We start from the raw sequence: 25,116 nt of genomic DNA, 5'->3' as shown, positions 1-25,116 counted from the left end.
GAACTCTATTCTTATGTCCGACTTACACAAAACCGATGCCACACAACGCTTTATGTTCGATACCAGCGACGCCCGCGGCGAACTGGCCTCGTTGGAGCACAGCTACGCTGACGTGTTGGCCAAGCACGCTTATCCACAGCCGGTCCAGCAATTGCTGGGCGAGCTGATGGCTGCGGCTGCGTTGCTGGTGGGCAACCAGAAAATCGATGGCTTGCTGAGCCTGCAGGCCCGTTCCGAAGGCCCGGTGCCGCTGCTGATGATCGAATGCACCAGCGACCGGGAAATACGCGGCCTGGCCCGTTTTGACGCCGACCAGATTGCTGCCGATGCCACGCTGGCTGACCTGCTGCCCAACGGCGTACTGGCCATTACCATCGATCCGGTGGTCGGCAAGCGCTACCAGGGCATCGTGGACCTGAACGGCGAAACCCTGGCTGACTGCTTCACCAATTACTTCGTGATGTCCGAGCAAGTGCCGACCCGCTTCTGGCTGGTTGCTGATGGCCAGCGTGCGCGGGGCATGTTCCTGCAGCAGTTGCCTGCCGATGTGGTCAAGGATGAAGACGAGCGCGTCGACAGCTGGGACCGCCTGCTGATGCTGGGCGATACGCTCAAATCAGAAGAGCTGCTGGGGCTGGATAACGAGACCATCCTGCACCGTTTGTATCACGAAGAAACCGTGCGCCTGTTTGATAATCAGGCCATTGAATTCAAGTGCAGTTGCTCCCGTGAGCGTTCGGGCAATGCCCTGACCAGCCTGGGTCATGCCGATGCGCTCAATCTGGTGACCGAGCATGGCGGTCATATCGAAATCGATTGCCAGTTCTGCAACGAGCGTTACCTGTTTGATGCAGCAGATGTCGATCAATTGTTCGCTGGCGCAGGTGTTGAATCCCCTTCGGGCACTCATCACTAAAACGTTTCAGCTCAGGTAAAACACCTGTCAAAGCCCGTTCTTGCGCGGTTCTGACAGGTGGGGCCTACTCTTTTTGGGGTTTTCTGGCATAATCCGGCCCACTTTTTTCGCGGTAGTAGTGCAAACTTTTCTACTACAAAACGTTTGGCGCACTCGGCCAATGGCCGACGGGGAACCTCATGACGCAAGCTAATAACGCCGTGTACACCGATCTGAGCATCGACGATCTGGTCAAAGAAGCCCTGAACCGTGGTGAAGGCGTGCTTGCCGACAATGGCGCACTGGTTGTCGAAACTGGCCACCGTACAGGCCGTTCGCCGGCTGACCGCTTCATTGTTGAAGAACCGTCCACTCAGGCTGCCATTGCCTGGGGCCCGATCAACCGCAAGTTCCCGGCCGACAAGTTCGATGCCCTGTGGGACCGCGTCGAGGCGTTCAACAACGCGCAAGAGCATTTCGTTTCCCACGTGCATGTAGGTGCTTCCGAAGACCACTACCTGGCCGTGAAAATGACCACCCAGACTGCCTGGCAGAACCTGTTCGGTCGTTGCCTGTTCATCAACCCGGCCAAGTACAACCCTGCCGGTCGTGATGAGTGGCAAGTGCTTAACGTGGCCAACTTCGAGTGCGTGCCTGAGCGTGATGGCACCAACTCTGACGGTTGCGTGATCATCAACTTCGCCCAGAAAAAAGTGCTGATCGCCGGCATGCGTTACGCCGGTGAAATGAAAAAAGCCATGTTCTCGGTACAGAACTTCCTGCTGCCTGCTGCTGACGTACTGCCGATGCACTGCGCTGCCAACATTGGCGAAGAAGGCGACGTGACCCTGTTCTTCGGTCTGTCCGGTACCGGTAAAACCACCCTGTCCGCCGATGAAAGCCGTTACCTGATCGGTGACGACGAACACGGTTGGGGCGAAGGCGTGGTGTTCAACATCGAAGGCGGTTGCTATGCCAAGTGCATCGACCTGTCGGAGAAGAACGAGCCGGTTATCTGGAAAGCCATCAAGCACGGCGCTGTTCTGGAAAACGTTGTGCTCGACGCTGCCGGTCACCCTGACTATGCCGATGTCAGCCTGACCCAGAACAGCCGCGCCGCTTACCCGCTGGAGCACGTTGCCAAGCGTTCCGAGAAGAACCTGGGCGGCGAACCAAACGCTGTGATCTTCCTGACCTGCGACCTGACAGGCGTACTGCCACCTGTGTCGATCCTCAGCGAAGAGCAAGCGGCCTACCACTTCCTGTCTGGCTACACCGCACTGGTGGGCTCGACTGAAATGGGTTCAGGCAGCGGCATCAAGTCGACTTTTTCCACCTGCTTTGGCGCACCGTTCTTCCCGCGTCCGGCCGGTGAATACGCAGAGCTGCTGATCAAGCGCATCCGTGGCTTCGGCTCCAAGGTGTACCTGGTTAACACCGGCTGGACCGGCGGTGGCTACGGCGTTGGCAAGCGCTTCAACATCCCGACCACCCGTGCGGTGATTGCTGCGATCCAGAGCGGTGCTCTGATCGGCGCTGAAACCGAGCACCTGGACATCATCAACCTGGACGTGCCTAAAGCCGTACCGGGCGTTGAGACTGTTCTGCTCAACCCGCGCAACACCTGGGCTGACAAAACTGCCTACGACGAAGCTGCCAAAGCATTGGCCGGCCTGTTCGTAGAGAACTTCAAGAAGTTCGACGTCAGCGACGCGATCAAGGCAGCCGGCCCGAAGGCGTAAGTATTCGGTCAGTGTGTTGATCCACAAAAAAGCCGCCTGAAAAGGCGGCTTTTTTGTGCCTGAATTTTTCTGTGGGTATACATCCTGTGGGAGCGGGCTTGCTCGCGATGGCATCGCGGCGGTGAATCAGACAAAACCGCAGCGTCTGCATCGCGAGCAAGCCTGCTCCCACATGCCTAGGCCTCCAGGCCTTGGGTATCCCACTGTCCGCTGCAGATCGCCGCGTAGAGCATACCGATGGTCAGCGGTACTTTGCTTTCCCGACCCTTGGCCTTGCGCTTGAGGTGCGGGTCATTACCGGCGGGCTGGAAATAGCGATAGGCATCGTAGTCCGCCAGTTCCAGGCCAAAACGTTCTTCCAGGGCTTCTATCAAATGCTGGGCATCCGCGCCATTGCAGCCCAAATCAGCATTGATCGCGGTCTTGAGGCTGATGGTCTTGTGTTCCGGCAAGCCGATTTCTTCGTGCAGCAGCTGCAGCAGCTCACGCAGGGTTGGGGTATCCGGGAGGTCTGGGGCGAGGTTCATTATTCATTGTCCCGATTTTCAGTGTGAGCGTTTGTTGGAGTGTCTTTTATGGCGCTGTTAAAAGTGCTATTTTTAGTGCTTGATTGTGTTGGCTCAGCAGCTTACAGATTTAGCAGATGAGTCTTTCCGTATACATAGGCATGAGGCCATATCATGACATTCGCCATGCTCGCTAAAGTCGCTGCGTCAGTAACAGATCTGAAAAAAGACCCTATGGGTACTTATCGTGAAAGCGGTGGTGACCCAATGGTCATTCTCAATCGTAACGAACCTGCGTTTTATATTCTTTCCCCTGAGCGCTACGAGCTGTTGCTGGAGATGATCGACGACGCTGAATTGGCCAGGTTGGTCAAAGAGCGGCGTGGCAATCCTACAATCAAGGTCGAAATTGATGAGCTCATCGCAACTGCCGAGAAAAACTGAGTCGCAGGCAGATGCAATCAAGACTTATACCCTTGAGTTCGAAATTGAAGCAAAAAAGGAGCTGGAAAAGCTGGATAAGGTGCTCCAGATCCAGCTACTAAAGAAGCTCAAGTGCCGTTTGTTGTCCCCAAAGGTTCCGGCCGTCGGGCTCAGGAATATGCCGAACTGTTACAAAATCAAGCTGCGTGCCAGCGGGGTGAGGCTGGTGTATGAAGTGATTGATAACCGTCTGATAGTTCTGGTGCTTGGTGTCGGTCGCCGTGATGACCATGCTGTCTATATCGCCGCGAAGAAGCGTCTGCACTAGTGATATCGGGTAATTTCAAAACACACCTGTATCATCCTCTCTCAATTTGCCCCGACCTTTTCTCGATCGTCTGCAAACTTGGCGTTAAAGTTTTGCGCGTGTGGCGGTCAATGGAGTGACAGTGATGTACAACACCCTGGAACAGGTTTTCGGTTATCCACAATTTCGTGCCGGGCAAGAGGCGGTGGTCAGTGCTGTTTTGGCCGGGCGTTCGGCGGCAGCGATTTTCCCCACGGGCTCGGGCAAGTCGTTGTGTTATCAACTGCCGGCGCTGCTGTTGCCCCACCTGACGCTGGTGGTTTCGCCGCTGTTGGCTCTTATGCAGGACCAACTGGCTTTTTTGCAGCGCCACGGCATTGCCGCCGCCAGTATTGATTCCGCGCAAAGTCGTGAGGACGCCAGTGCCGTTATGGCCCGGGCCAAGGCGGGCGAATTGAAGATCCTGATGATTTCGGTCGAGCGCCTGAAAAACGAGCGCTTCCGTAACTTTTTGCAGCAAGTACCGATTTCACTGCTGGTGGTGGATGAAGCCCACTGTATTTCTGAATGGGGGCATAACTTTCGCCCTGATTATCTGAAACTTCCAGACTACCAGCGCCAGTTCAATATCCCCCAAGCCTTGCTGCTTACAGCGACCGCCACGCCCAATGTGATCGCGGACATGCAGGCCAAGTTCGCGATTGCCGAGACGGATGTGATCACCACCGGCTTCTATCGCGCCAACCTCAACCTGTGGGTTGAGCCGGTCAGCGGCGCGGCAAAGCGCCAGCGCCTGGTGCAGTGGATGAACGGGCGCATCGGCCAGCCGAGCATCGTCTATGTCACATTGCAACGGACCGCCGAGCAGATTGCCGAGCACCTCAGCCAGCACGGTATCAGTGCCAATGCTTATCACGCCGGTTTGCCCCATGAGCAGCGCGAGGGCATTCAGCGCCAGTTCATGGGCGGGCAGCTGAACTGCATCGTCGCCACCATCGCCTTCGGGATGGGTATCGATAAAAGCGATATCCGTAATGTGGTGCATTTCGACCTGCCCAAATCGATTGAAAACTATAGCCAGGAAATCGGTCGCGCCGGGCGTGATGGCCAGCCCTCCGACTGTCTGGTGCTGGCCAACCGCGACAGCCTTAACGTGCTGGAAAACTTTGTGTATGGCGACACGCCCGAGCTTGCGGGTATTCGCTGTGTACTTGAGGAGTTGCGTGGAGCAATACCTGAAGGGCAGTGGGAATTTATGCTGCTGCCGTTGTCCGATCAGAGCAATATTCGTCAGCTACCGCTTAAAACCTTGCTGGTGCAGCTGGAGTTGCGCGGCTTGATAGCACCGCGCTATGCCTACTTTGCCGAGTATCGTTTCAAATTCCTGATCGAGCCCGAGGTATTACTGGCCAAATTCGAAGGTGAACGTCAGCAATTTGTCTCGGCCATCATTCAGACCTCCACCCGCGCCAGAACCTGGGCCACGGTAAATTTCGACACCCTGTACGAGCAGCATCAGGCCGATCGCAATCGGGTGGTCAAAGCGCTGGATTATTTTCAGGAGAAGGGTTGGATCGAGCTTGAAAGCAAGCAGATGACCGACGTCTACAGCCTGCTGGTGAGCGATTTTGATGCCGAGGCATTAAGCCAGGAGCTGCATGCTTACTTCTGTGCCCACGAGAGCGGCGAGATCAAGCGGATTCACGCAATGCTGGCGCTGTTTGCCAGTGATACCTGTCTGAGCTACCGACTGGCCCGGTATTTTGGCGATGACCAGGCACCTCGGCAGTGCGGGCATTGCTCGGTATGCGCAGGACAGGTGGCGCGTTTACCGGAGCCCCCCGCGCTGGCGCCGCTTGTGGATAAAAACGTTGAAGCACTGTGTGGCGCTTTTATCCACAGGCATCAGGAATACGCAGGAAGTTATCCCCCGGCAGAACGCCTGACCCGGTTTTTATGCGGGATCAGTGTGCCGATGTTCACCAAGATGAAAGCGCGGGCCATTCCGGGGTTTGCAGCGTTGGAAAATTATCCCTATGCCGAGGTTCGCGATTGGGCTGCGAAGCATCTGAACGGTCTGTAATCCAACTACCTGTGGGTGTTGTGGGAGCGGGCTTGCTCGCGATTGGATCGCCGTGGTTTGACAGATAGACCGCGTCGTAGCCATCGCGAGCAAGCCCGCTCCCACAAGGTGTTATGCACCTACCCCAACAACTCGCGTAGCACACGGGTGAAGTCGCGGCAGCTGGCCTCTTCATCGGCATGATGCCCGTCGCGAACTACCCATTGGCCGTTAACCATCACGTTGCGTATCTGGCGGTCGCCGCCGGCAAACAACCAGCGGTTTAGAATGGCGTCGTCCTGTGCGGTGGCCAGGTACGGGTCGTTGCCGTCAAGCACCAGCCAGTCGGCGCGTTGACCAACGGCCAAGCCAACGACTGGTTGCCCCATCGCTTGTGCACCACCCGCCAGGGCGGCGTCGTACAGCGTACGCCCGACCATCGGCTGATCACTGCTATACATCCGGTTGCGGCGTTGGTCGCGCAAACGTTGGCCGTACTCCAGCCAGCGCAGTTCCTCGACCACGCTCAGTGATACATGGCTGTCCGAACCGATGCCCATGCGCCCGCCTTGAGCGAGGTAATCCACCGCCGGGAAAATACCGTCACCCAGGTTGGCTTCAGTGGTCAGGCACAATCCGGCGACGGCCTTGCTCTGCGCCATCAGTTGAACTTCGTCTGCGTTGGCGTGGGTGGCATGCACCAGGCACCAGCGCGAATCGACTTCGACATTGTCATATAGCCACTGGATCGGACGCTTGCCGCTCCAGCTCAGGCAGTCGTCGACTTCCTTTTGTTGCTCGGCAATATGGATATGCACCGGGCAGGTTGTGTCGCTGGCGCCCAGCACTGCGTTTATTTGCCCGGGAGTAACGGCGCGTAACGAGTGAAAACACAGCCCCAGGGTCTGCGCTGGCTGTTGCGCCAGTAGCGGCTTGAGCTGTTGCTGCAATTTGAGGTATTGCTCGGTGCTGTTGATAAAGCGCCGCTGACCGTCGTTGGGTGCCTGGCCGCCAAAACCCGAGTGGCTATAAAGTACCGGCAGCAACGTCAGGCCAATGCCGGTGGAGCGTGCAGCTTCGCTAATTCGCAGTGCCAGCTCAGCCGGGTTGGTATAGGGCTGCCCTGACAGATCGTGATGGACATAATGGAATTCCGCCACCGAGGTGTAACCGGCCTTGAGCATCTCGATGTACAACTGACGGGCAATGACGCCGAGTTGTTCAGGGCTGATTTTTCCGACGAGCCGATACATCAAGTCGCGCCACGTCCAGAAGCTGTCATTGGGGTTGCCCGCCACTTCGGCCAAACCGGCCATGGCCCGCTGGAACGCGTGAGAGTGCAGATTCGGCATGCCCGGCAACAGCGGGCCGCTCAAACGTTCTGCCCCGTGCGCGTCGGCATTGGCTGTAATTTGTGTCAGGCGACCATCGGCACCCACCTCGATTCGGACATTGGCAGACCAGCCAGTCGGTAGCAGGGCGCGCTCGGCAAAGAAGACAGACATCGGTTCGGTACCCCAAAGCTTGTTATTTGTATATACATATACAGACGTTTGCCTGCCCGGTAAACTCCGGCAAGCTACGCCCTTTACTCATGAACAAGGATTGCCTGTGTCGACTCCGCCTGTCGTGTCCCCGCTGGCCGCCCACATGGGCGACAGCCCGGCCCCGCTTTACGCCCGCGTAAAGCAAATGATCACTCAACAGATCCAGAGTGGAAACTGGCCGCCGCATTACCGTGTGCCATCTGAAAGCGAACTGGTGACCCAGTTGGGTTTCAGCCGCATGACCATCAACCGTGCGCTGCGTGAAATGACCGCCGACGGCTTGCTGGTGCGCATGCAGGGTGTCGGTACCTTTGTGGCCGAGCCCAAGACACAGTCCGCGCTGTTTGAAGTCAACAACATCGCTGATGAAATTGCTGCCCGCGGGCACACTCACACCTGCAAGGTCATCAGCCTGGGTGAAGAAATGGCCGGCTCGGAACGCGCCGCCGTGCTCGATATGCGTGAAGGGCAAAAGGTCTTTCATTCCCTGATCGTGCATTACGAAAACGGGATTGCCGTGCAAATCGAGGACCGTTTCGTGAATGCACAGGTGGCGCCGGACTACCTCAAGCAGGATTTCACCCTGCAAACACCGTATGCCTATTTGTCTCAGGTCGCTCCGCTGACCGAAGGCGAGCATGTGGTCGAAGCGATTCTGGCTGACCCCAAAGAGTGCAAGTTGCTGCAAATCGAGCCAGGCGAGCCGTGCCTGCTGATTCGCCGCCGCACCTGGTCGGGCCGTCAGCCTGTGACCGCCGCCCGGCTGATCCACCCCGGTTCCCGTCATCGTCTTGAAGGACGCTTCAATAAATGAGCCAGCCCGTTGTTTTACGTGCCGTCGATTATCCACGCATGCCGTGGAAAAACGGCGGCGGCAGCACTGAAGAAATCACCCGTGACGCAGGTGAAGGCCTTGTCGGTTTTGGCTGGCGCCTGTCGATTGCCGATATTGGCGAATCAGGTGGCTTTTCGCGTTTTGAGGGTTATCAGCGGATTATCAGCGTGCTGCAAGGCGCGGGCATGAACTTGCAAGTTGACGGGGCGAGCACGCGGGCACTGTTACCCTTTGATGCATATGCGTTCAAGGGTGAAAGCACCGTCTCCTGCACCCTGATTGATGGGCCGATCCGTGACTTCAACCTGATCTACGCCCCGCAGCGCTACGCAGCACGTCTGCAATGGCTGGATGCAACCGTCCCGCAACGCCTGTTCAGTTCGGCGCAGACCGTATTGGTGTTCAGTGCGGGCGAGCAGGTGCATGTTGGCCTGGGTAACACCTGCCATGAACACCTGGGCCGCTACGACTGCCTGCAACTAAGCGGCAATCGCGAGTTGCTGGAAATCACGCTAACCGGGCTGTGTTGCGTGATTGAGTTGAGCGCGGTCTGACACCGTCCTGATCAGGTGGGAGCGGACTTGCTCGCGATGCAGGTGACTCGGTTTATTGGCGGGTCGCAGTGATGCGATCGCGAGCAAGCCCGCTCCCACAGAACACATGCGTTACCAAACGCCCCAAATCAGCGCACACATCTACTTCAGTAACACCCCTCGCTAATTTCTCCCTCTCCACCAAGAACCTTCTCTTGCGGTTGCGCACCTTTATTTCCGTGGCTTGCAGCTTTTTCATCAGGAAAATTTTCAGATTGGCCGCTAACTTGCATATGCTTGTATGTACAAGTACATAAGTGTGCGTCGATCCTCTTCTCACACCCGACGCATCTGCCCAACGCTGAGGAGTTACCCGTGACTTCAACTACCCCAAAATCGCCTGCCGAGTTCACCCGTCACCGTGATGGTGAGATCCGCGCCGCCCGCGGCACCCAGCTCACTGCCAAAAGCTGGATGACCGAAGCACCCCTGCGGATGCTGATGAACAACCTCGACCCGCAAGTGGCCGAGAACCCGACTGAACTGGTGGTGTATGGCGGTATTGGTCGGGCAGCGCGCAACTGGGAGTGCTACGACAAAATCGTCGAAAGCCTGACCAACCTCAACGATGACGAAACCCTGCTGGTGCAATCGGGCAAGCCGGTCGGCGTGTTCAAAACCCACAGCAACGCGCCACGGGTACTGATCGCCAACTCCAACCTGGTACCGCACTGGGCCACCTGGGAGCACTTCAACGAACTCGACGCCAAGGGCCTGGCCATGTACGGCCAGATGACCGCCGGCAGCTGGATCTATATCGGCAGCCAGGGCATCGTCCAGGGCACCTACGAAACCTTCGTCGAGGCCGGTCGCCAGCACTACAACGGCAGCCTGGTCGGCAAGTGGGTACTGACCGCAGGCCTGGGCGGCATGGGCGGCGCACAACCGCTGGCAGCAACTCTGGCCGGTGCCTGCTCGCTGAACATCGAATGCCAGCAAAGCCGTATCGATTTCCGTCTGGCCACCCGTTATGTCGACGAGCAAGCCGCGGACCTGGATGACGCACTGGCGCGTATTGCCAAATACACCGCTGAAGGCAAAGCGATTTCCATTGCCCTGTGCGGCAACGCTGCTGAACTGCTGCCAGAAATGGTTCGCCGTGGTGTGCGCCCGGACATGGTCACCGACCAGACCAGCGCCCACGACCCGCTGAATGGCTACCTGCCAAAAGGCTGGACCTGGGAGCAGTACCGCGACCGCGCCGTGACCGATCCGGCTGCTGTGGTCAAAGCTGCCAAAGCGTCAATGGGTGAGCACGTTGAAGCGATGCTGGCATTCCAGAAAGCTGGCGTGCCGACCTTCGACTACGGCAACAACATCCGTCAGATGGCTAAAGAAGTTGGCGTAGAAAACGCCTTCGACTTCCCGGGTTTTGTCCCTGCTTATATCCGCCCACTGTTCTGCCGTGGTGTAGGGCCGTTCCGCTGGGTCGCGCTGTCGGGGGATGCCGAAGATATCTACAAGACCGATGCCAAGGTCAAGGAGCTGATCGCCGACGACGCTCACCTGCACAACTGGCTGGACATGGCGCGCGAGCGCATCAGCTTCCAGGGGCTGCCGGCACGTATCTGCTGGGTCGGCCTGGGCCAGCGTGCCAAGCTGGGCCTGGCGTTCAACGAAATGGTGCGCAGCGGCGAGCTGAAGGCCCCGATCGTGATTGGCCGCGACCACCTGGACTCCGGCTCGGTATCCAGCCCGAACCGCGAAACCGAAGCCATGCAGGACGGCTCGGATGCCGTGTCCGACTGGCCACTGCTCAATGCCTTGCTCAACACTGCCAGCGGCGCGACCTGGGTGTCGCTGCACCACGGCGGCGGCGTCGGCATGGGCTTCTCCCAGCATTCGGGCATGGTGATCGTGTGTGACGGTACCGACGAAGCGGCTGAGCGCATCGCCCGTGTCCTGCACAACGACCCGGCCACCGGTGTAATGCGTCACGCCGATGCCGGTTACGACATCGCCATCGATTGCGCCAACGAGCAGGGCCTGAACCTGCCGATGATCAACGGCTGACCTCTGGTCTCCCGTGGGAGCGAGCCTGCTCGCGAACGGCCTTCGCGAGCAGGCTCGCTCCCACATGGTTGTTAAAGATTTCTATAATTTTCGGTAACACGCGTGAAGGAGTATTAACGTGCTTGAGTTAAACCTGATCCCCGGCCAACTGAGCCTTGCCCAACTGCGTGACATTTATCAGCAGCCGGTTACCCTCAGCCTGGACGCGAGCGCCTCGGCGCAGATCGATGCCAGCGTGGCGTGCGTTGAGCAGATCCTTGCCGAAAACCGCACCACCTACGGTATCAATACAGGTTTTGGCTTGTTGGCTTCGACCAAAATCGCCAGCGAAGACCTGGAAAACCTCCAGCGTTCCCTGGTGCTTTCCCACGCCGCCGGTATCGGCGAGCCAATCAGCGATGATCTGGTGCGCCTGATCATGGTGCTCAAGGTCAACAGCCTGAGCCGTGGTTTCTCCGGGATTCGTCGCGTGGTCATCGATGCATTGATCGCCCTGATCAATGCCGAGGTTTACCCGCATATTCCGCTCAAAGGTTCGGTGGGCGCATCGGGCGACCTGGCACCCCTGGCGCATATGTCCCTGGTGCTGCTGGGTGAAGGCAAGGCTCGTTACAAAGGCGAGTGGCTGGATGCCGTCACTGCCTTGAAACAAGCCGGTCTTGAGCCGCTGACCCTGGCTGCCAAGGAAGGCCTGGCCCTGCTTAACGGTACTCAAGTATCGACGGCCTACGCTCTGCGCGGTCTGTTTGAAGGCGAAGACCTGTTTGCCGCTGCGATGGCCTGTGGCGGCCTGACCGTTGAAGCCGTTCTGGGTTCGCGCTCGCCGTTCGACCCACGCATTCATGCTGCCCGCGGCCAACGCGGTCAAATCGACGCGGCGGCGATTTATCGCGATCTGCTGGGCACCAGCAGCGCAGTGTCCGAGTCGCACAAAAACTGCGACAAGGTACAAGACCCGTACTCCTTGCGCTGCCAGCCACAAGTCATGGGCGCCTGCCTGACCCAGTTCCGTCAGGCCGCCGAAGTGCTGGGCATTGAAGCCAACGCAGTGTCGGATAACCCGCTGGTATTTGCCGAACAGGGCGACGTGATCTCTGGCGGTAACTTCCACGCCGAACCAGTGGCGATGGCAGCCGACAACATGGCCCTGGCCATTGCCGAAATCGGTTCGCTGAGTGAGCGTCGCATCTCGTTGATGATGGACAAGCATATGTCGCAACTGCCGCCGTTCCTGGTGGCCAATGGCGGCGTCAACTCCGGTTTCATGATCGCCCAGGTAACGGCTGCGGCCCTGGCCAGCGAGAACAAGGCGTTGTCCCACCCGCATAGCGTGGACAGCATTCCTACCTCGGCCAACCAGGAAGACCACGTATCGATGGCGCCTTCTGCGGGCAAGCGTCTGTGGGAAATGGCCGAAAACGTTCGCGGTGTTCTGGCCATTGAATGGCTGGCCGCGTGCCAGGGCCTGGATCTGCGTGATGGCCTGAAAACGTCCGCCAAGCTGGAAATCGCCCGCACCACCCTGCGCAGCAAAGTCGCGCATTATGAAAAAGACCGTTTCTTCGCACCGGACATCGAAATCGCCATGCAACTGCTGGCGTCCCGTTGCCTGAACGCACTGCTGCCTGCACACGTTCTGCCAAGCCTGTAATCCAAAAAAACGCAGAGGGCCTACGGGCTCTCTGCGTCTCTGTTTTCGCCGACAAAAATAATCAAGGACGCGAAATGCAAAACCAGACTCAAGGTTTGAAACGCGGGCTTTCCGCTCGCCACATCCGTTTCATGGCGCTGGGTTCAGCGATCGGGACGGGTCTTTTCTATGGTTCAGCCGCTGCCATCCAAATGGCTGGACCTGCTGTGCTGCTGGCTTACCTGATTGGTGGCGCGGCGGTCTTCATGGTCATGCGCGCACTGGGCGAAATGGCCGTGCACAATCCGGTGTCCGGTTCCTTCGGTCACTACGCCAGCACCTATCTAGGGCCCATGTCGGGCTTTATTCTCGGCTGGACCTATGCCTTCGAGATGATCATCGTGTGTCTGGCCGATGTCACCGCGTTCGGTATTTACATGGGCTTCTGGTTCCCGGAAGTGGCGCGCTGGATCTGGGTGCTGGGCATCGTGCTGCTGATTGGCGGCCTGAACCTGTGCAGCGTTAAAGTCTTCGGTGAAATGGAGTTCTGGCTGTCGCTGCTCAAGGTTGCTGCCATCGTGGCGATGATCCTGGCCGGCTTCGGCATCATGCTGTTTGGTATTGGCACCTCGGGCAGCTCCGATGCGGTGGCGACCGGCATCAGCAACCTGTGGTCCTTCGGCGGCTTCATGCCCAATGGCGTGGGCGGTTTGATCGCCTCGTTTGCCGTGGTGATGTTTGCCTTTGGCGGCATTGAAATCATTGGTATCACCGCTGGCGAAGCCAAAGACCCGCAGCGTGTGATCCCTAAAGCGATCAACGCGGTGCCGCTGCGCATTCTGCTGTTCTATGTACTGACTCTGTTTGTACTGATGGCCATTTACCCGTGGACTCAGATCGGCAGCCAGGGCAGCCCGTTTGTGCAGATCTTTGACAGTCTGGGTATCAGCTCGGCGGCCACCATCCTCAATATTGTGGTGATCTCGGCGGCAGTGTCGGCGATCAACAGCGACATCTTCGGTGCAGGCCGCATGATGTACGGGCTGGCCCAGCAAGGGCAGGCGCCCAAGGGCTTTGCCAAAATTTCCAGACACGGCGTGCCGTGGATGACCGTGCTGGTAATGGGCGCCACCTTGCTGGTGGGTGTGGTGCTTAACTACCTGATCCCGGAAAACATCTTTTTGGTAATCGCCTCGATTGCGACCTTTGCCACGGTATGGGTATGGCTGATGATTCTGGTCACCCAGGTGGCCATGCGTCGTTCCATGACCCGTGAACAAGTGGCCGAACTCAAGTTCCCGGTGCCGTTCTGGCCGTATGCGCCGATTGCCGCCATTGTGTTCATGGTGTTTATCTTCGGCGTACTGGGTTACTTCCCTGAGACACAAGCCGCGCTAATGGTAGGTGTGGTCTGGATTCTCATGCTGGTTGTGGCTTATCTGCTGTGGGTAAAACCTGCAGCGGGTCGGGCAATTGAAGTGGCTCCCGAGCTTTCCTGAGTTTTTGATCATTGACGGAGTGACGCGATGAAAACCCTTTGGCAGCACTGCAATGTCGCAACAATGGCCAACGGCACGTACTCGATCATCGAGGATGCCGCCCTCGTCACCCGTGACGGCTACATTGAGTGGCTTGGCCCGCGTCAGCAGTTGCCGACGGGCGAATATGGGCAAACCCACGGCCTTGAAGGCGCGTGGGTAACGCCGGGGCTTATCGATTGCCATACGCACACGGTGTTTGGCGGCAACCGCAGCGGTGAGTTCGAGCAGCGTCTGCAAGGCGTGAGCTATGCCGAAATCGCCGCGGCCGGAGGCGGTATTGCCAGCACTGTGCGTGCGACCCGCGCGGCCAGCGAGGACGAGTTGTTCGACAGTGCCCGTCAGCGTTTGCGGTGTTTGCTGCGCGATGGCGTGACCAGTGTCGAGATCAAGTCCGGTTATGGCCTGAGCCTGGAGAGTGAACGCAAAATTTTGCGGGTGATCCGCCGTCTTGGCGAAGCGTTGCCGGTCACGGTGCGCAGCACCTGCCTGGCCGCCCATGCCTTGCCGCCGGAGTTCAAGGATCGCGCCGATGACTATATCGAGCATATCTGCAACGAGATGCTACCCGCGCTGGCGGCCGAAGGGCTGGTGGACGCTGTGGATGCGTTCTGCGAATACCTGGCGTTCTCACCGGCCCAGGTCGAGCGGGTGTTCAAGGTAGCGCAGCAATTGGGCCTGCCGGTCAAATTGCACGCCGAGCAGCTGTCTTCATTGCATGGCTCCAGCTTGGCGGCGCGCTATCAGGCGCTGTCGGCCGATCATCTGGAATTCATGACCGAAGAAGACGCCATTGCCATGGCCGCCTCCGGCACCGTGGCCGTGCTCTTGCCTGGTGCGTTTTACTTCTTGCGTGAAACCCAGTTGCCGCCGATGGAGGCCCTGCGCAAGCACGGGGTAAAAATCGCCATTGCCAGTGACCTCAACCCGGGAACCTCGCCGGGACTGTCGTTGCGCCTGATGCTGAACATGGCCTGCACCCTGTTCCGTATGACCCCCGAAGAAGCCCTGGCCGGGGTCACCCTGCACGCGGCAACGGCATTGGGCATGGGCGAGACCCACGGCTCGCTTGAGCCCGGCAAGGTGGCCGACTTTGTCGCCTGGAACATTGATCGTCCGGCAGACCTGGCTTATTGGCTGGGCGGTGATCTGGACAAACGCGTCGTGCGTAGCGGCGTTGACGTAACGCTTTAGGAGAAAGCTTGTGGACAAGGTTCTGACATTCAAACAAGGCCGCGTGCCGTTGCTGATCAGCATGCCCCATGCTGGTCTGAAACTGACTCCGGCAGTCAAGGCCGGGCTGATCCCTGAGGCGCAAAGCCTGCCGGACACCGACTGGCATATCCCGCAGCTGTACGACTTTGCCAGCGAGCTGGGTGCCAGCACCCTGGCAGCCGAGTATTCGCGGTTTGTGATTGACCTCAATCGCCCGCAGGACGATGCGCCGATGTATGTGGGCGCCACCACAGGTTTGTTCCCGGCCACGCTATTTGATGGCGTGCCATTGTTTCGTGAAGGGCTGGTGCCTACGAAAGAGGAGCGTGCGACGTACCTGGAGCAGATCTGGAAACCCTATCACCAGACCTTGCAACAGGAACTCAAACGCATGAAAGACGAGTTTGGCTATGCGCTGCTGTTTGATGCGCATTCCATTCGTTCGCAAATCCCTCATCTGTTTGACGGCCGTCTGCCGGACTTCAATCTGGGCACCTTCAATGGTGCCAGTTGCGATCCGACGCTGGCCCGCGATCTTGAAGCCATTTGTGCCGAGCATCCAGCCTACAGTCATGTACTGAACGGACGCTTCAAGGGTGGCCATATCACCCGTCATTACGGCAGTCCGGTGGACAACATCCATGCTGTGCAACTGGAACTGGCGCAGTGCACCTATATGGAAGAGTTCGAGCCGTTCAACTATCGCGAAGACCTTGCGGCACCGACCCGGGTGGTACTCAAGCAATTGTTGGCGCGGATTATTGAGTGGGGCCGGGAACGTTAAGTCAAAAGCCCCTCACCCTAGCCCTCTCCCGGAGGGAGAGGGGACAGAGTGCGCGCGGCCTCAAGAACACCGACAATCAGCCCCCCTCGCCCTACAGGAGAGGGTTGGAGGCGCGCCACCGATCCAAACCCCATCCTTTTAGTAAGGGCATGCTCAATACCTCCAATCGGGTTTATGATGCCTGACGGCAATCTCTTTCGACCCCTCCCTGGAGTGCGTAATGCAGACCTTGTTCCCGCAGATCAAACCCTACGCCCGGCATGAACTGGCGGTCGATGGCCCGCATGTGCTCTACGTTGACGAGAGCGGTTCGCCAGACGGCCTGCCGGTGGTGTTTGTCCACGGCGGGCCGGGGTCGGGTTGCGATGCCAACAGCCGCTGCTATTTCGATCCGGGCCTGTATCGCATCATCACCTTTGATCAGCGCGGCTGTGGTCGCTCGACACCGCACGCCAGCCTGGACAGCAACACCACGTGGGATCTTGTCGCCGATATGGAGCGGATTCGCCTGTACCTGGGCATCGACAAGTGGGTGTTGTTCGGCGGTTCGTGGGGCTCGACCCTGTCACTGGCGTACGCGCAAAGCCATCCAGCGCAAGTACATGGCCTGATTTTGCGTGGGATCTTTCTGGCGCGGCCGCAGGAAATCGAATGGTTCTATCAGGCAGGGGCCAGCCGGATTTTCCCCGACTACTGGCAGGACTATATCGCGCCGATCCCTGAGGAAGAGCGTGACGACCTGATGAGTGCCTTTCACAAGCGCCTCACGGGCAACGACCAGATTGCTCAGATGCATGTGGCCAAGGCATGGTCGACCTGGGAAGGCCGCGCCGCCACCCTGCGGCCCAACCCGCAGGTGGTCGAGCGCTTCTGCGACCCGCACCGGGCATTGTCCATTGCCCGTATCGAATGCCATTACTTTATGAACAACGCGTTCCTTGAGCCCAATCAGCTGCTGCGGGACATGCACAAGATTGCCCACCTGCCGGCCGTGATCGTGCATGGCCGCTACGACATGATCTGCCCGCTGGATAACGCCTGGGAGCTGCACCAGGCCTGGCCGGGCAGTGAGCTGCAAATCATCCGTGAAGCCGGGCACGTCGCTTCCGAGCCTGGCATTACCGACGCCCTGGTGCGCGCCACCGAGCAAATGGCCCGTCGTCTGCTCAACTTGCAGCCTGACGAAGCATGAAGGGGCTGTTGCAGCGCGTCAGTGGCGCGCGGGTAGAGGTAGCGGGGGAGATTGTCGGTTCAATCGATCAGGGCTTGCTGGTGCTGGTTGCCGTCGAGCCCGGGGATACCGAAGCCAGCGCCGCCAAGTTGCTGCATAAGCTGCTCAACTATCGGGTATTCAGCGATGCCGAAGGCAAAATGAACCTGTCACTGGCCGATATCGGCGGCGGTTTGCTGCTGGTTTCGCAATTTACCCTGGCGGCAGACACCAAGAGCGGCCTGCGTCCGAGCTTTTCCACGGCAGCACCACCGGCATTGGCCGAGGCGTTGTTCAATCAGCTGCTTGAAGCGGCAAAACGACTTCACCCCAGCGTCGAATCGGGGCGTTTTGGCGCTGATATGCAGGTGCATTTGATCAATGATGGCCCTGTGACATTTTTGTTACAAACCTAAAACCCTGAAAAACCGTGTTTTCGTCTGAAAACAGGGGGGTTTAGCGAGAAATACTTGCTGACAGTAGATGCGTTGTAACGCGGGCTACTAGATAATCCTGCGCTACACAGAGACTAATCCGACACGTCCGGGGAATCATTTATTCCTTTGACGGTCGGAACAGTGCTCGCCAACCTGGCATTTAGATCGCTGGCCGTTGGTTTCATCATCTGTTTTCGGCGAGGTTTGCTCGTGATTGTTAGTCCATTAAATGCACCAAAAATGTCTGCCAAGCGGTTGCGTAACGCACTGGTGACGGGCTCTGCGCTCTTTTGCTTGTTCGGTGCGGGTCAACTGTGGGCATTCAGTCTGGATGACGTGGCGGCTGAGGCTAAAACCCTCGCCGAGCAGAAGTACCAAGCGCCGCGCAGCAATTTGCCAAAGGAATTCCGCGACATGAAGTTCGCGGACTACCAGAAAATCCAGTTCAACCGTGACAAGGCCCAGTGGGCGGGTGACAAAACCCCGTTCAAACTGTCCTTCTATCACCAGGGCATGCATTTCGACACGCCGGTGAAAATCAACGAAGTGACCGCCACCACGGTTGAAGAGATCAAGTACGACCCGAGCCGTTTCGACTTCGGTGACGTCAAGTTCGATCCTAAAGCCACCGAAAACCTCGGTTGGGCGGGTTTCCGCGTGCTGTATCCAATCAACAAGGCGGACAAACAGGACGAGATCATGACCATGCTCGGCGCGAGTTACTTCCGCGTTGTGGGCAAGGGCCAGATCTATGGTCTGTCGGCCCGTGGTATGGCGATCGACACGGCATTGCCGTCGGGCGAAGAGTTCCCGCGCTTCACCGAATTCTGGATCGAAAAACCCAAACCTAACGACAAGCATCTGGTGATCTTCGCCCTGCTGGACTCGCCACGGGCTACCGGTGCTTACCGCTTTACCCTGCGCCCGGGCGTGGACACGGTAGTGGACGTCAAAGCGCAGATGTTCCTGCGTGACAAGGTAGGCAAGCTGGGCATCGCTCCGCTGACCAGCATGTACCTGTTTGGCGCCAACCAGCCGTCCAAGGTCCTCAACTACCGTCGCGAACTGCACGATTCGTCGGGCCTGGCCATTCACGCCGGTAACGGCGAGTGGATCTGGCGTCCGCTGAACAACCCGAAACACTTGTCGGTAAGCAACTTCGCCGTTGAAAACCCGCGTGGTTTCGGCTTGCTGCAACGTGGCCGTGATTTCAGCCACTACGAAGACCTGGATGACAACTACCATAAGCGTCCAAGCGCCTGGATCGAACCACAGGGCGACTGGGGCAAAGGCTCGGTTGACCTGGTAGAAATTCCAACCGCTGACGAAACCAACGACAACATTGTTGCTTTCTGGAGCCCGGACACCCTGCCGGAGCCGCTCAAGCCGTTTGATTTCGCTTATCGCCTGCACTGGACCATGGATGAAGCAGCTCTGCACCCGGCCGACAGCGCCTGGGCACAACAGACCCTGCGTTCGACCGGTGACGTCAAGCAATCCAACCTGATCCGCCAACCAGACGGCAGTGTGGCGTATCTGGTGGACTTCGAAGGCCCGTCCCTCAAGGCTCTGCCGGAAAATGCTGCTGTGCGCAGCCAGGTCAGTGTGGGTGACAACGCCGAACTGGTTGAAAACAACGTGCGTTACAACCCTGAAACCAAGGGCTGGCGTTTGACCCTGCGGTTGAAAATCAAAGACCCGAGCAAGGCCACGGAAATGCGTGCAGCGCTGGTCCAGGACGTTGAGCCGGCTGCGGCCGCCAAAGCGGATAAGGCACCTGAGACCAAAGCCGAGAAAGCTGCGGCCAAGGCACAGGACAAGAAAGACCACGCAGCCAAGGACGCCAAGGCGCCTGAAGCGACCCCAGCCACTCCGGAGCCGGTCAAGACTGAAAAAGTGCTGACCGAGACCTGGAGCTACCAGTTGCCAGCCGATGAGTAATGCTCAGCCCCACCCGGCCTCGCTCAGCGAGTACCTGGCGCATTTACCACTGAGCGATGAGCAGCGCGCGGAACTGGCGAACTGCACCTCGTTCGCCGAGTTGCATGCGCGCTTGTCGGCGCAGAGCGACGTGGATGCTGCCGAGGCCGCTCAGGCTTCGGTGGGCACGCGTCTGAACCTGACTTCGGCGGCTGAACTTGAGGAAGCAGAAATGCTCGCCCTCGACGCCAGCGGCCGGGTCATGCTCAAGGCTACGCCGCCGATTCGCCGTACCAAGGTAGTGCCAGAGCCATGGCGCACCAATATCCTGGTGCGTGGCTGGCGGCGCCTGACCGGACGCAGCAACCCGCCCAAGCCGGAAATCGACGAACGCGTCCTGCCCAAGGCCCGCTGGCGTACGGTGGGTTCGATCCGCCGCTACATCCTGCTGGTATTGATGCTCGGCCAGACCATCGTTGCGGGCTGGTACATGAAAGGCATCATGCCGTACCAGGGCTGGTCGTTCGTTGACCTTGAAGAAGTATTGCACCAGCCGTTGATGCAAACGGCCCAGCAAGTGCTGCCCTATGCCCTGCAAACCAGCATCCTGATCCTGTTCGGGATTCTGTTCTGTTGGGTGTCGGCGGGTTTCTGGACCGCCCTGATGGGCTTTCTGGAACTGCTGACCGGGCACGACAAATACCGTATTTCCGGCGCCAGCGCCGGTAATGAACCGATCCCGGAACAAGCGCGTACCGCGCTGGTGATGCCGATCTGCAACGAAGACGTCACCCGTGTATTCGCGGGTTTGCGCGCGACTTACGAGTCGGTGGCCGCCACCGGCGACCTGGACCGCTTCGACTTCTTCGTCCTCAGTGACAGCAACGACCCCGATATCTGCGTTGCCGAGCAACAGGCGTGGCTGGATGTATGCCGCGAAACCGAAGGCTTCGGGCGGATCTTCTACCGCCGTCGCCGCCGCCGTGTAAAACGTAAAAGCGGCAACCTCGACGACTTCTGCCGTCGCTGGGGCGGTGATTACAAGTACATGGTGGTGCTCGACGCAGACAGCGTGATGAGCGGTGAGTGCCTGACCAGCCTGGTACGCCTGATGGAAGCTACGCCGGACGCCGGTATCATCCAGACCGCGCCACGAGCCTCGGGCATGGACACGCTGTATGCGCGCATGCAGCAGTTCGCCACCCGTGTGTACGGCCCGCTGTTTACCGCCGGCTTGCACTTCTGGCAGTTGGGTGAATCCCACTACTGGGGTCACAACGCAATTATCCGCATGAAGCCGTTTATCGAGCACTGCGCCCTGGCGCCGCTGCCGGGCAAAGGCGCTTTTGCGGGCGCGATCCTGTCCCACGACTTCGTGGAAGCCGCGTTGATGCGCCGTGCCGGTTGGGGGGTGTGGATTGCCTACGACTTGCCGGGCAGCTATGAAGAATTGCCGCCTAACCTGCTGGATGAACTCAAGCGTGACCGTCGCTGGTGCCACGGTAACCTGATGAACTTCCGCCTGTTTCTGGTCAAGGGTATGCACCCGGTGCACCGTGCGGTGTTTCTGACCGGGGTGATGTCGTACCTGTCGGCACCGTTGTGGTTCTTCTTCCTGCTGTTGTCGACGGCCCTGCTGGCGGTCAACACGCTGATGGAGCCACAGTACTTCCTGGAACCACGGCAGTTGTACCCGTTGTGGCCACAGTGGCACCCGGAAAAAGCCGTGGCGCTGTTTTCCACCACCATCGTCTTGTTGTTCCTGCCCAAGCTGCTGAGCATCATTCTGATCTGGGCCAAGGGTGCCAAAGAGTTCGGTGGCAAGTTCAAAGTAACGCTGTCGATGCTGCTTGAGATGCTCTTCTCGGTGTTGCTGGCACCGGTGCGCATGATCTTCCACACCCGCTTTGTACTGGCCGCGTTTCTGGGCTGGGCGGCGACCTGGAACTCGCCACAGCGTGACGACGACTCCACGCCGTGGAGCGAAGCCGTACGCCGTCATGGCCCGCAAACCCTGCTGGGTGCTGCATGGGCTGCATTGGTGCTGTGGTTGAACCCGAGCTTTTTGTGGTGGCTGGTACCGATTGTCGGTTCACTGATGTTGTCGATCCCGGTTTCCGTGATCTCCAGTCGGGTGAAACTGGGCCTCAAGACCCGTGACGAAAGCCTGTTCCTGATTCCTGAGGAATATGCGCCGCCCCGTGAGTTGTCGGCTACCGCCGAATACACCCATGAAAATCGCTACCATGCGCTGCATGACGGTTTTGTCCGGGCCGTGGTTGATCCGCAGCAGAACGCATTGGCCTGTGCTTTGGCGACCTCGCGTCACCGGGAAGCCGAGCCGATTGAGTGGTTGCGTACCGAGCGTGTGCGTCATGCACTCAAAGTCGGTCCAGAGGGCGTTACCAACAACGAGCGCATGCAGTTGTTGAGCGACCCGGTTGCCCTTGCACGCCTGCATGCGCTGGTGTGGAGCGAGGGGCACGAAGGCTGGCTGAACGCCTGGCGTGAGTCGGTTGCTGCCGACCCTCACGCACCGCTGTTGCCGTTGCAGCCTGCAGCTTGATCCTTCGTGAGCAACCCGTTTCCGCTTTAAGTGGGAGCGGGCTTGCTCGCGATTGCATCACCTCGTAATACCTGTTGCACCGCGTCGCTTGTATCGCGAGCAAGCCCGCTCCCACAGTGACTGTATCCCCCAGCCATTGGCCTTTTCTGTTTCAAAACTCGTCTCACAACCCTCAGTGAGTTAGCATCCGTTTTCGAATGGGTGAGCGCCCGGCTTTATTGGCTTTTTGCTTCAAGCCAGCCGCAGGCCAACACCTTAATTGAGTAGGTGAGGGGGAGTTGATGATGAAGAAGTTTGTCTCGAAACTGCTGTGCGGTGTCACTGCACTGCTGGCGATCAGCGCAGCCCATGCAGGCGCAATTGATGATGCGGTCAAGCGTGGCACCTTAAAGGTGGGCATGGACCCTACCTACATGCCCTTTGAAATGACCAACAAGCGTGGCCAGATCATTGGCTTCGAAGTTGACCTGCTCAAAGCGATGGCCAAGTCCATGGGTGTCAAGCTGGAGCTGGTGTCTACCGGTTACGACGGCATCATCCCGGCCCTGATGACCAACAAGTTCGACATGATCGGCAGCGGCATGACCCTGACCCAGGAACGCAACTTGCGCCTGAACTTCAGCGAACCCTTCATTGTTGTGGGCCAAACCCTGCTGGTACGCAAGGAACTGGCTGACAAGATCAAGTCCTACAAAGACCTCAACGACCCGCAATACCGCCTGACCTCGAAAATCGGCACCACCGGCGAAATGATCGCCCGCAAGCTGATGTCCAAAGCCCAGTACCACGGCTACGACAACGAGCCTGAAGGTGTGCTGGACGTGGTTAACGGTAAGGCTGATGCCTTTGTATACGACGCGCCTTACAACGTTGTAGCCGTCAACAAGTTCGGTAACGGCAAACTGGTGTTCCTTGACCAGCCATTCACCTACGAGCCACTGGCCTTCGGTCTGAAGAAGGGTGACTACGACAGCATCAACTTCATCAACAACTTCCTGCACCAGATCCACGAAGACGGCACTTACGATCGCATCCATGACAAGTGGTTCAAAGACACCGCCTGGCTCAAGGACATGGAATAAGGCTGATTGAATCATCGCGGGCTTGCCCGCGATGACGGCCTCCCTAGCGATACAAGACGTGGAACCTGAAAGTGATCAAACAAAAAAAAGCCCAGTGGCCCTGGCACGTATTGACCGTGCTGGTGCTCATCGGCCTGGCGGGGGCTTTGTATTACGCCACCTCGCTGATGTCTTACGAATGGCGCTGGAACCGCGTCCCCCAGTATTTCGCTTATCAGGCCGAAGAAGCCCAGCGGGCTGCTGAGCACTCGACCATCATCGAACTGGTACGCAAGGGCGACACTGCCGAAGTGCTGCTGCGCGGTGATGATGGCAATGAACAACGGGTGAGCGTTGCCGGCAATAGCCTGCAACTGGCCGAAGGTGACGAAGTCGACGAAGGCGATGTGATCGGCGTCAACCGCCACTGGGCTGCGGGGCCGCTGCTGTGGGGCCTGTGGACGACCGTCTGGCTGTCGCTGGTGTCTGGCGTACTGGGCTTGATTATCGGGCTGGTTACGGGCCTGTGCCGGCTATCGAACAACCCGACCCTGCGCGACCTCTCGACACTGTACGTCGAACTGGTCCGTGGCACGCCGTTGCTGGTGCAGATTTTTATCTTCTACTTCTTTATCGGCACCGTACTCAACCTGTCCCGCGAATTTGCCGGTATTGCCGCGCTGTCGCTGTTCACCGGTGCGTATGTGGCTGAAATCATCCGCTCGGGCGTGCAGTCCATTGCTCGCGGGCAAAACGAAGCGGCCCGCTCGCTGGGCCTCAACGGCAGCCAGTCGATGCGCTATGTGGTGTTGCCGCAGGCGTTCAAGCGGGTGCTGCCGCCATTGGCCGGGCAATTTATCAGCCTGGTCAAGGACACTTCGCTGGTGTCGGTGATTGCCATTACCGAACTGCTCAAAAGCGGTCGGGAAGTCATCACTACCTCGTTTTCGCCGTTCGAAATCCTGTTCTGCGTAGCGGGCCTGTACCTGTTGATCAACCTGCCGCTGTCGCATTTCGCCAGCCGGCTTGAGCGGAGGCTCGCGCAAAGTGATTGAAGTTCGCGAACTGGTAAAAGTCTTCGACACCCGCGGCCATATCGTGCGCGCCGTGGACAACGTCAGCACCACCGTCGCCCAGGGCGAAGTGCTGGTGGTGATTGGCCCGTCGGGTTCCGGCAAGTCGACTTTCCTGCGCTGCCTCAACGGCCTGGAAGACTTCGACTCGGGATCCGTCAGCATCGACGGCCTGGATCTGGCCAACCCCAAGACCGACGTGAACGCCTACCGGCGTGAAGTCGGCATGGTGTTCCAGCATTTCAACCTGTTTCCGCACATGACCGTGCTGGAAAACCTGTGCCTGGCGCAGAAGGTTGTGCGCAAGCGTGGCAAGACCGAGCGCGAAGCCAAGGCCCGGGCATTGCTGGACAAGGTCGGGATCGGGCAAAAAGCCAATGAGTACCCGTCACGTCTCTCGGGTGGCCAGCAACAGCGTGTGGCAATTGCCCGTGCGCTGGCGATGGAACCCAAGGTGATGTTGTTTGACGAGCCGACTTCGGCGCTCGACCCGGAGATGGTCGGCGAAGTGCTGGACGTGATGAAGACCCTGGCCCGCGAAGGCATGACCATGGTCTGCGTGACCCACGAAATGGGCTTTGCCCGTGAAGTGGCGAACCGCGTGCTGTTCTTCGACCACGGCAAGTTACTGGAAGATTCCGCCCCGGAAGATTTCTTCACCTCGCCCAAAGACCTGCGCGCCCAGGCGTTTTTGCGTCAGGTGCTTTAAGAGCACGGCCTGCCTGCTTTTGTGGGAGCGGGCTTGCCCGCTCCCACAGG

Annotated in this window: 21 protein-coding genes; 19 read left to right on the top strand and 2 right to left on the bottom strand. The window is 58.6% G+C overall.

What is annotated here, in order from left to right:
- The first annotated feature begins 13 nt into the window (after positions 1 to 13).
- Both hslO and V6L81_RS01745 read left to right on the top strand, forming a co-directional pair.
- A complete protein-coding gene (hslO, locus tag V6L81_RS01750) occupies positions 14 to 916 on the top strand; it encodes an Hsp33 family molecular chaperone HslO (protein WP_095000809.1) in 903 nt (300 codons plus the stop codon).
- Positions 917 to 1,095: 179 nt separating this feature from the next.
- Positions 1,096 to 2,637: a phosphoenolpyruvate carboxykinase gene (locus V6L81_RS01745; protein WP_095017745.1), complete on the top strand. Its 1,542-nt coding sequence runs from the start codon at positions 1,096 to 1,098 to the stop codon at positions 2,635 to 2,637.
- A gap of 176 nt (positions 2,638 to 2,813) precedes the next feature.
- Here the strand turns inward: V6L81_RS01745 and V6L81_RS01740 are convergent, their stop codons facing one another.
- Positions 2,814 to 3,164 carry a DUF1493 family protein gene (locus tag V6L81_RS01740; RefSeq protein ID WP_095017744.1) on the bottom strand — a complete coding sequence of 117 codons (351 nt, stop codon included), beginning with the start codon at positions 3,162 to 3,164 and terminating at the stop codon, positions 2,814 to 2,816.
- A gap of 153 nt (positions 3,165 to 3,317) precedes the next feature.
- Here V6L81_RS01740 and V6L81_RS01735 point away from each other — a divergent pair, with 153 nt between their 5' ends.
- The 3 genes from V6L81_RS01735 (at position 3,318) to V6L81_RS01725 (ending at position 5,956) form a co-directional block, all read left to right on the top strand.
- Positions 3,318 to 3,587: a type II toxin-antitoxin system Phd/YefM family antitoxin gene (locus V6L81_RS01735; RefSeq protein ID WP_169916159.1), complete on the top strand. Its 270-nt coding sequence runs from the start codon at positions 3,318 to 3,320 to the stop codon at positions 3,585 to 3,587.
- Complete coding sequence (locus V6L81_RS01730) at positions 3,556 to 3,894, top strand: type II toxin-antitoxin system RelE/ParE family toxin (protein ID WP_095031394.1); 339 nt, start codon at positions 3,556 to 3,558, stop codon at positions 3,892 to 3,894. Before V6L81_RS01735 ends, V6L81_RS01730 begins: the two co-directional genes overlap by 32 nt.
- 124 nt (positions 3,895 to 4,018) lie before the next feature.
- The gene (locus tag V6L81_RS01725) at positions 4,019 to 5,956 is read left to right on the top strand and encodes an ATP-dependent DNA helicase RecQ (RefSeq protein ID WP_338660438.1); all 1,938 of its coding nucleotides are present in this window, start codon (positions 4,019 to 4,021) and stop codon (positions 5,954 to 5,956) included.
- 119 nt (positions 5,957 to 6,075) lie between these two features.
- Here the strand turns inward: V6L81_RS01725 and V6L81_RS01720 are convergent, their stop codons facing one another.
- Positions 6,076 to 7,440, bottom strand: a complete 1,365-nt coding sequence (locus V6L81_RS01720; RefSeq protein ID WP_307987073.1) for a formimidoylglutamate deiminase — start codon at positions 7,438 to 7,440, stop codon at positions 6,076 to 6,078.
- A 145-nt stretch (positions 7,441 to 7,585) separates the two neighbouring features.
- On the opposite strand from V6L81_RS01720, the gene hutC reads away from it, so the two are divergent.
- The 14 genes from hutC to V6L81_RS01650 all read left to right on the top strand — a co-directional run bounded on the left by hutC (position 7,586) and on the right by V6L81_RS01650 (position 25,066).
- The gene (gene hutC / locus V6L81_RS01715) at positions 7,586 to 8,296 is read left to right on the top strand and encodes a histidine utilization repressor (RefSeq protein WP_153326946.1); all 711 of its coding nucleotides are present in this window, start codon (positions 7,586 to 7,588) and stop codon (positions 8,294 to 8,296) included.
- A complete protein-coding gene (locus V6L81_RS01710) occupies positions 8,293 to 8,871 on the top strand; it encodes a HutD family protein (RefSeq protein WP_095017740.1) in 579 nt (192 codons plus the stop codon). The genes hutC and V6L81_RS01710 overlap by 4 nt, the downstream gene beginning before the upstream one ends.
- A gap of 354 nt (positions 8,872 to 9,225) precedes the next feature.
- On the top strand, positions 9,226 to 10,923 hold the full coding sequence (gene hutU / locus V6L81_RS01705; RefSeq protein ID WP_095000817.1) for a urocanate hydratase: 1,698 nt from the start codon (positions 9,226 to 9,228) through the stop codon (positions 10,921 to 10,923).
- A gap of 118 nt (positions 10,924 to 11,041) precedes the next feature.
- Positions 11,042 to 12,574 carry a histidine ammonia-lyase gene (hutH, locus tag V6L81_RS01700; protein WP_095000818.1) on the top strand — a complete coding sequence of 511 codons (1,533 nt, stop codon included), beginning with the start codon at positions 11,042 to 11,044 and terminating at the stop codon, positions 12,572 to 12,574.
- A 74-nt stretch (positions 12,575 to 12,648) separates the two neighbouring features.
- A complete protein-coding gene (locus tag V6L81_RS01695; protein WP_095017738.1) occupies positions 12,649 to 14,052 on the top strand; it encodes an amino acid permease in 1,404 nt (467 codons plus the stop codon).
- Positions 14,053 to 14,079: 27 nt separating this feature from the next.
- The gene (hutI, locus tag V6L81_RS01690; RefSeq protein WP_095000820.1) at positions 14,080 to 15,285 is read left to right on the top strand and encodes an imidazolonepropionase; all 1,206 of its coding nucleotides are present in this window, start codon (positions 14,080 to 14,082) and stop codon (positions 15,283 to 15,285) included.
- Between the two features lie 10 nt (positions 15,286 to 15,295).
- The gene (hutG, locus tag V6L81_RS01685) at positions 15,296 to 16,090 is read left to right on the top strand and encodes an N-formylglutamate deformylase (RefSeq protein ID WP_095017736.1); all 795 of its coding nucleotides are present in this window, start codon (positions 15,296 to 15,298) and stop codon (positions 16,088 to 16,090) included.
- Positions 16,091 to 16,310: 220 nt separating this feature from the next.
- Positions 16,311 to 17,282, top strand: coding sequence for a prolyl aminopeptidase (gene pip / locus V6L81_RS01680; protein WP_095000822.1), 972 nt, complete (start codon positions 16,311 to 16,313; stop codon positions 17,280 to 17,282).
- Positions 17,279 to 17,716 carry a D-aminoacyl-tRNA deacylase gene (gene dtd, locus V6L81_RS01675; RefSeq protein ID WP_095000823.1) on the top strand — a complete coding sequence of 146 codons (438 nt, stop codon included), beginning with the start codon at positions 17,279 to 17,281 and terminating at the stop codon, positions 17,714 to 17,716. Before pip ends, dtd begins: the two co-directional genes overlap by 4 nt.
- Before the next feature lie 231 nt (positions 17,717 to 17,947).
- Positions 17,948 to 19,678: a glucan biosynthesis protein G gene (locus tag V6L81_RS01670; protein ID WP_095001089.1), complete on the top strand. Its 1,731-nt coding sequence runs from the start codon at positions 17,948 to 17,950 to the stop codon at positions 19,676 to 19,678.
- Entirely contained in the window at positions 19,671 to 22,223 is a 2,553-nt protein-coding gene (gene mdoH / locus V6L81_RS01665) for a glucans biosynthesis glucosyltransferase MdoH (protein WP_095017735.1), read from the top strand. The genes V6L81_RS01670 and mdoH overlap by 8 nt, the downstream gene beginning before the upstream one ends.
- 284 nt (positions 22,224 to 22,507) lie before the next feature.
- Positions 22,508 to 23,305 (top strand): transporter substrate-binding domain-containing protein, encoded by a 798-nt coding sequence (locus V6L81_RS01660; RefSeq protein ID WP_016783160.1) that lies wholly within the window; start codon positions 22,508 to 22,510, stop codon positions 23,303 to 23,305.
- Between the two features lie 74 nt (positions 23,306 to 23,379).
- On the top strand, positions 23,380 to 24,339 hold the full coding sequence (locus V6L81_RS01655) for an amino acid ABC transporter permease (RefSeq protein ID WP_370688616.1): 960 nt from the start codon (positions 23,380 to 23,382) through the stop codon (positions 24,337 to 24,339).
- On the top strand, positions 24,332 to 25,066 hold the full coding sequence (locus tag V6L81_RS01650) for an amino acid ABC transporter ATP-binding protein (RefSeq protein ID WP_095000826.1): 735 nt from the start codon (positions 24,332 to 24,334) through the stop codon (positions 25,064 to 25,066). Before V6L81_RS01655 ends, V6L81_RS01650 begins: the two co-directional genes overlap by 8 nt.
- The last annotated feature ends 50 nt before the right edge of the window (positions 25,067 to 25,116 follow it).

This window comes from Pseudomonas bubulae (genome assembly GCF_037023725.1).
Lineage (GTDB): Bacteria > Pseudomonadota > Gammaproteobacteria > Pseudomonadales > Pseudomonadaceae > Aquipseudomonas > Aquipseudomonas bubulae.
Note: the sequence above shows the minus strand (reverse complement) of the source record. Positions and strands in the feature narration are given on the sequence as shown.

Excerpts from the sequence above, each read along its gene's own strand:
- hslO (WP_095000809.1), top strand. The coding sequence starts at position 14 with ATGTCCGACTTACACAAAACCGATGCCACACAACGCTTTATGTTCGAT.
- V6L81_RS01745 (WP_095017745.1), top strand. The coding sequence starts at position 1,096 with ATGACGCAAGCTAATAACGCCGTGTACACCGATCTGAGCATCGACGAT.
- V6L81_RS01740 (WP_095017744.1), bottom strand. The coding sequence starts at position 3,164 with ATGAACCTCGCCCCAGACCTCCCGGATACCCCAACCCTGCGTGAGCTG.
- V6L81_RS01735 (WP_169916159.1), top strand. The coding sequence starts at position 3,318 with ATGACATTCGCCATGCTCGCTAAAGTCGCTGCGTCAGTAACAGATCTG.
- V6L81_RS01730 (WP_095031394.1), top strand. The coding sequence starts at position 3,556 with ATGAGCTCATCGCAACTGCCGAGAAAAACTGAGTCGCAGGCAGATGCA.
- V6L81_RS01725 (WP_338660438.1), top strand. The coding sequence starts at position 4,019 with ATGTACAACACCCTGGAACAGGTTTTCGGTTATCCACAATTTCGTGCC.
- V6L81_RS01720 (WP_307987073.1), bottom strand. The coding sequence starts at position 7,440 with ATGTCTGTCTTCTTTGCCGAGCGCGCCCTGCTACCGACTGGCTGGTCT.
- hutC (WP_153326946.1), top strand. The coding sequence starts at position 7,586 with ATGGGCGACAGCCCGGCCCCGCTTTACGCCCGCGTAAAGCAAATGATC.
- V6L81_RS01710 (WP_095017740.1), top strand. The coding sequence starts at position 8,293 with ATGAGCCAGCCCGTTGTTTTACGTGCCGTCGATTATCCACGCATGCCG.
- V6L81_RS01695 (WP_095017738.1), top strand. The coding sequence starts at position 12,649 with ATGCAAAACCAGACTCAAGGTTTGAAACGCGGGCTTTCCGCTCGCCAC.
- hutI (WP_095000820.1), top strand. The coding sequence starts at position 14,080 with ATGAAAACCCTTTGGCAGCACTGCAATGTCGCAACAATGGCCAACGGC.
- pip (WP_095000822.1), top strand. The coding sequence starts at position 16,311 with ATGCAGACCTTGTTCCCGCAGATCAAACCCTACGCCCGGCATGAACTG.
- dtd (WP_095000823.1), top strand. The coding sequence starts at position 17,279 with ATGAAGGGGCTGTTGCAGCGCGTCAGTGGCGCGCGGGTAGAGGTAGCG.
- mdoH (WP_095017735.1), top strand. The coding sequence starts at position 19,671 with ATGAGTAATGCTCAGCCCCACCCGGCCTCGCTCAGCGAGTACCTGGCG.
- V6L81_RS01660 (WP_016783160.1), top strand. The coding sequence starts at position 22,508 with ATGAAGAAGTTTGTCTCGAAACTGCTGTGCGGTGTCACTGCACTGCTG.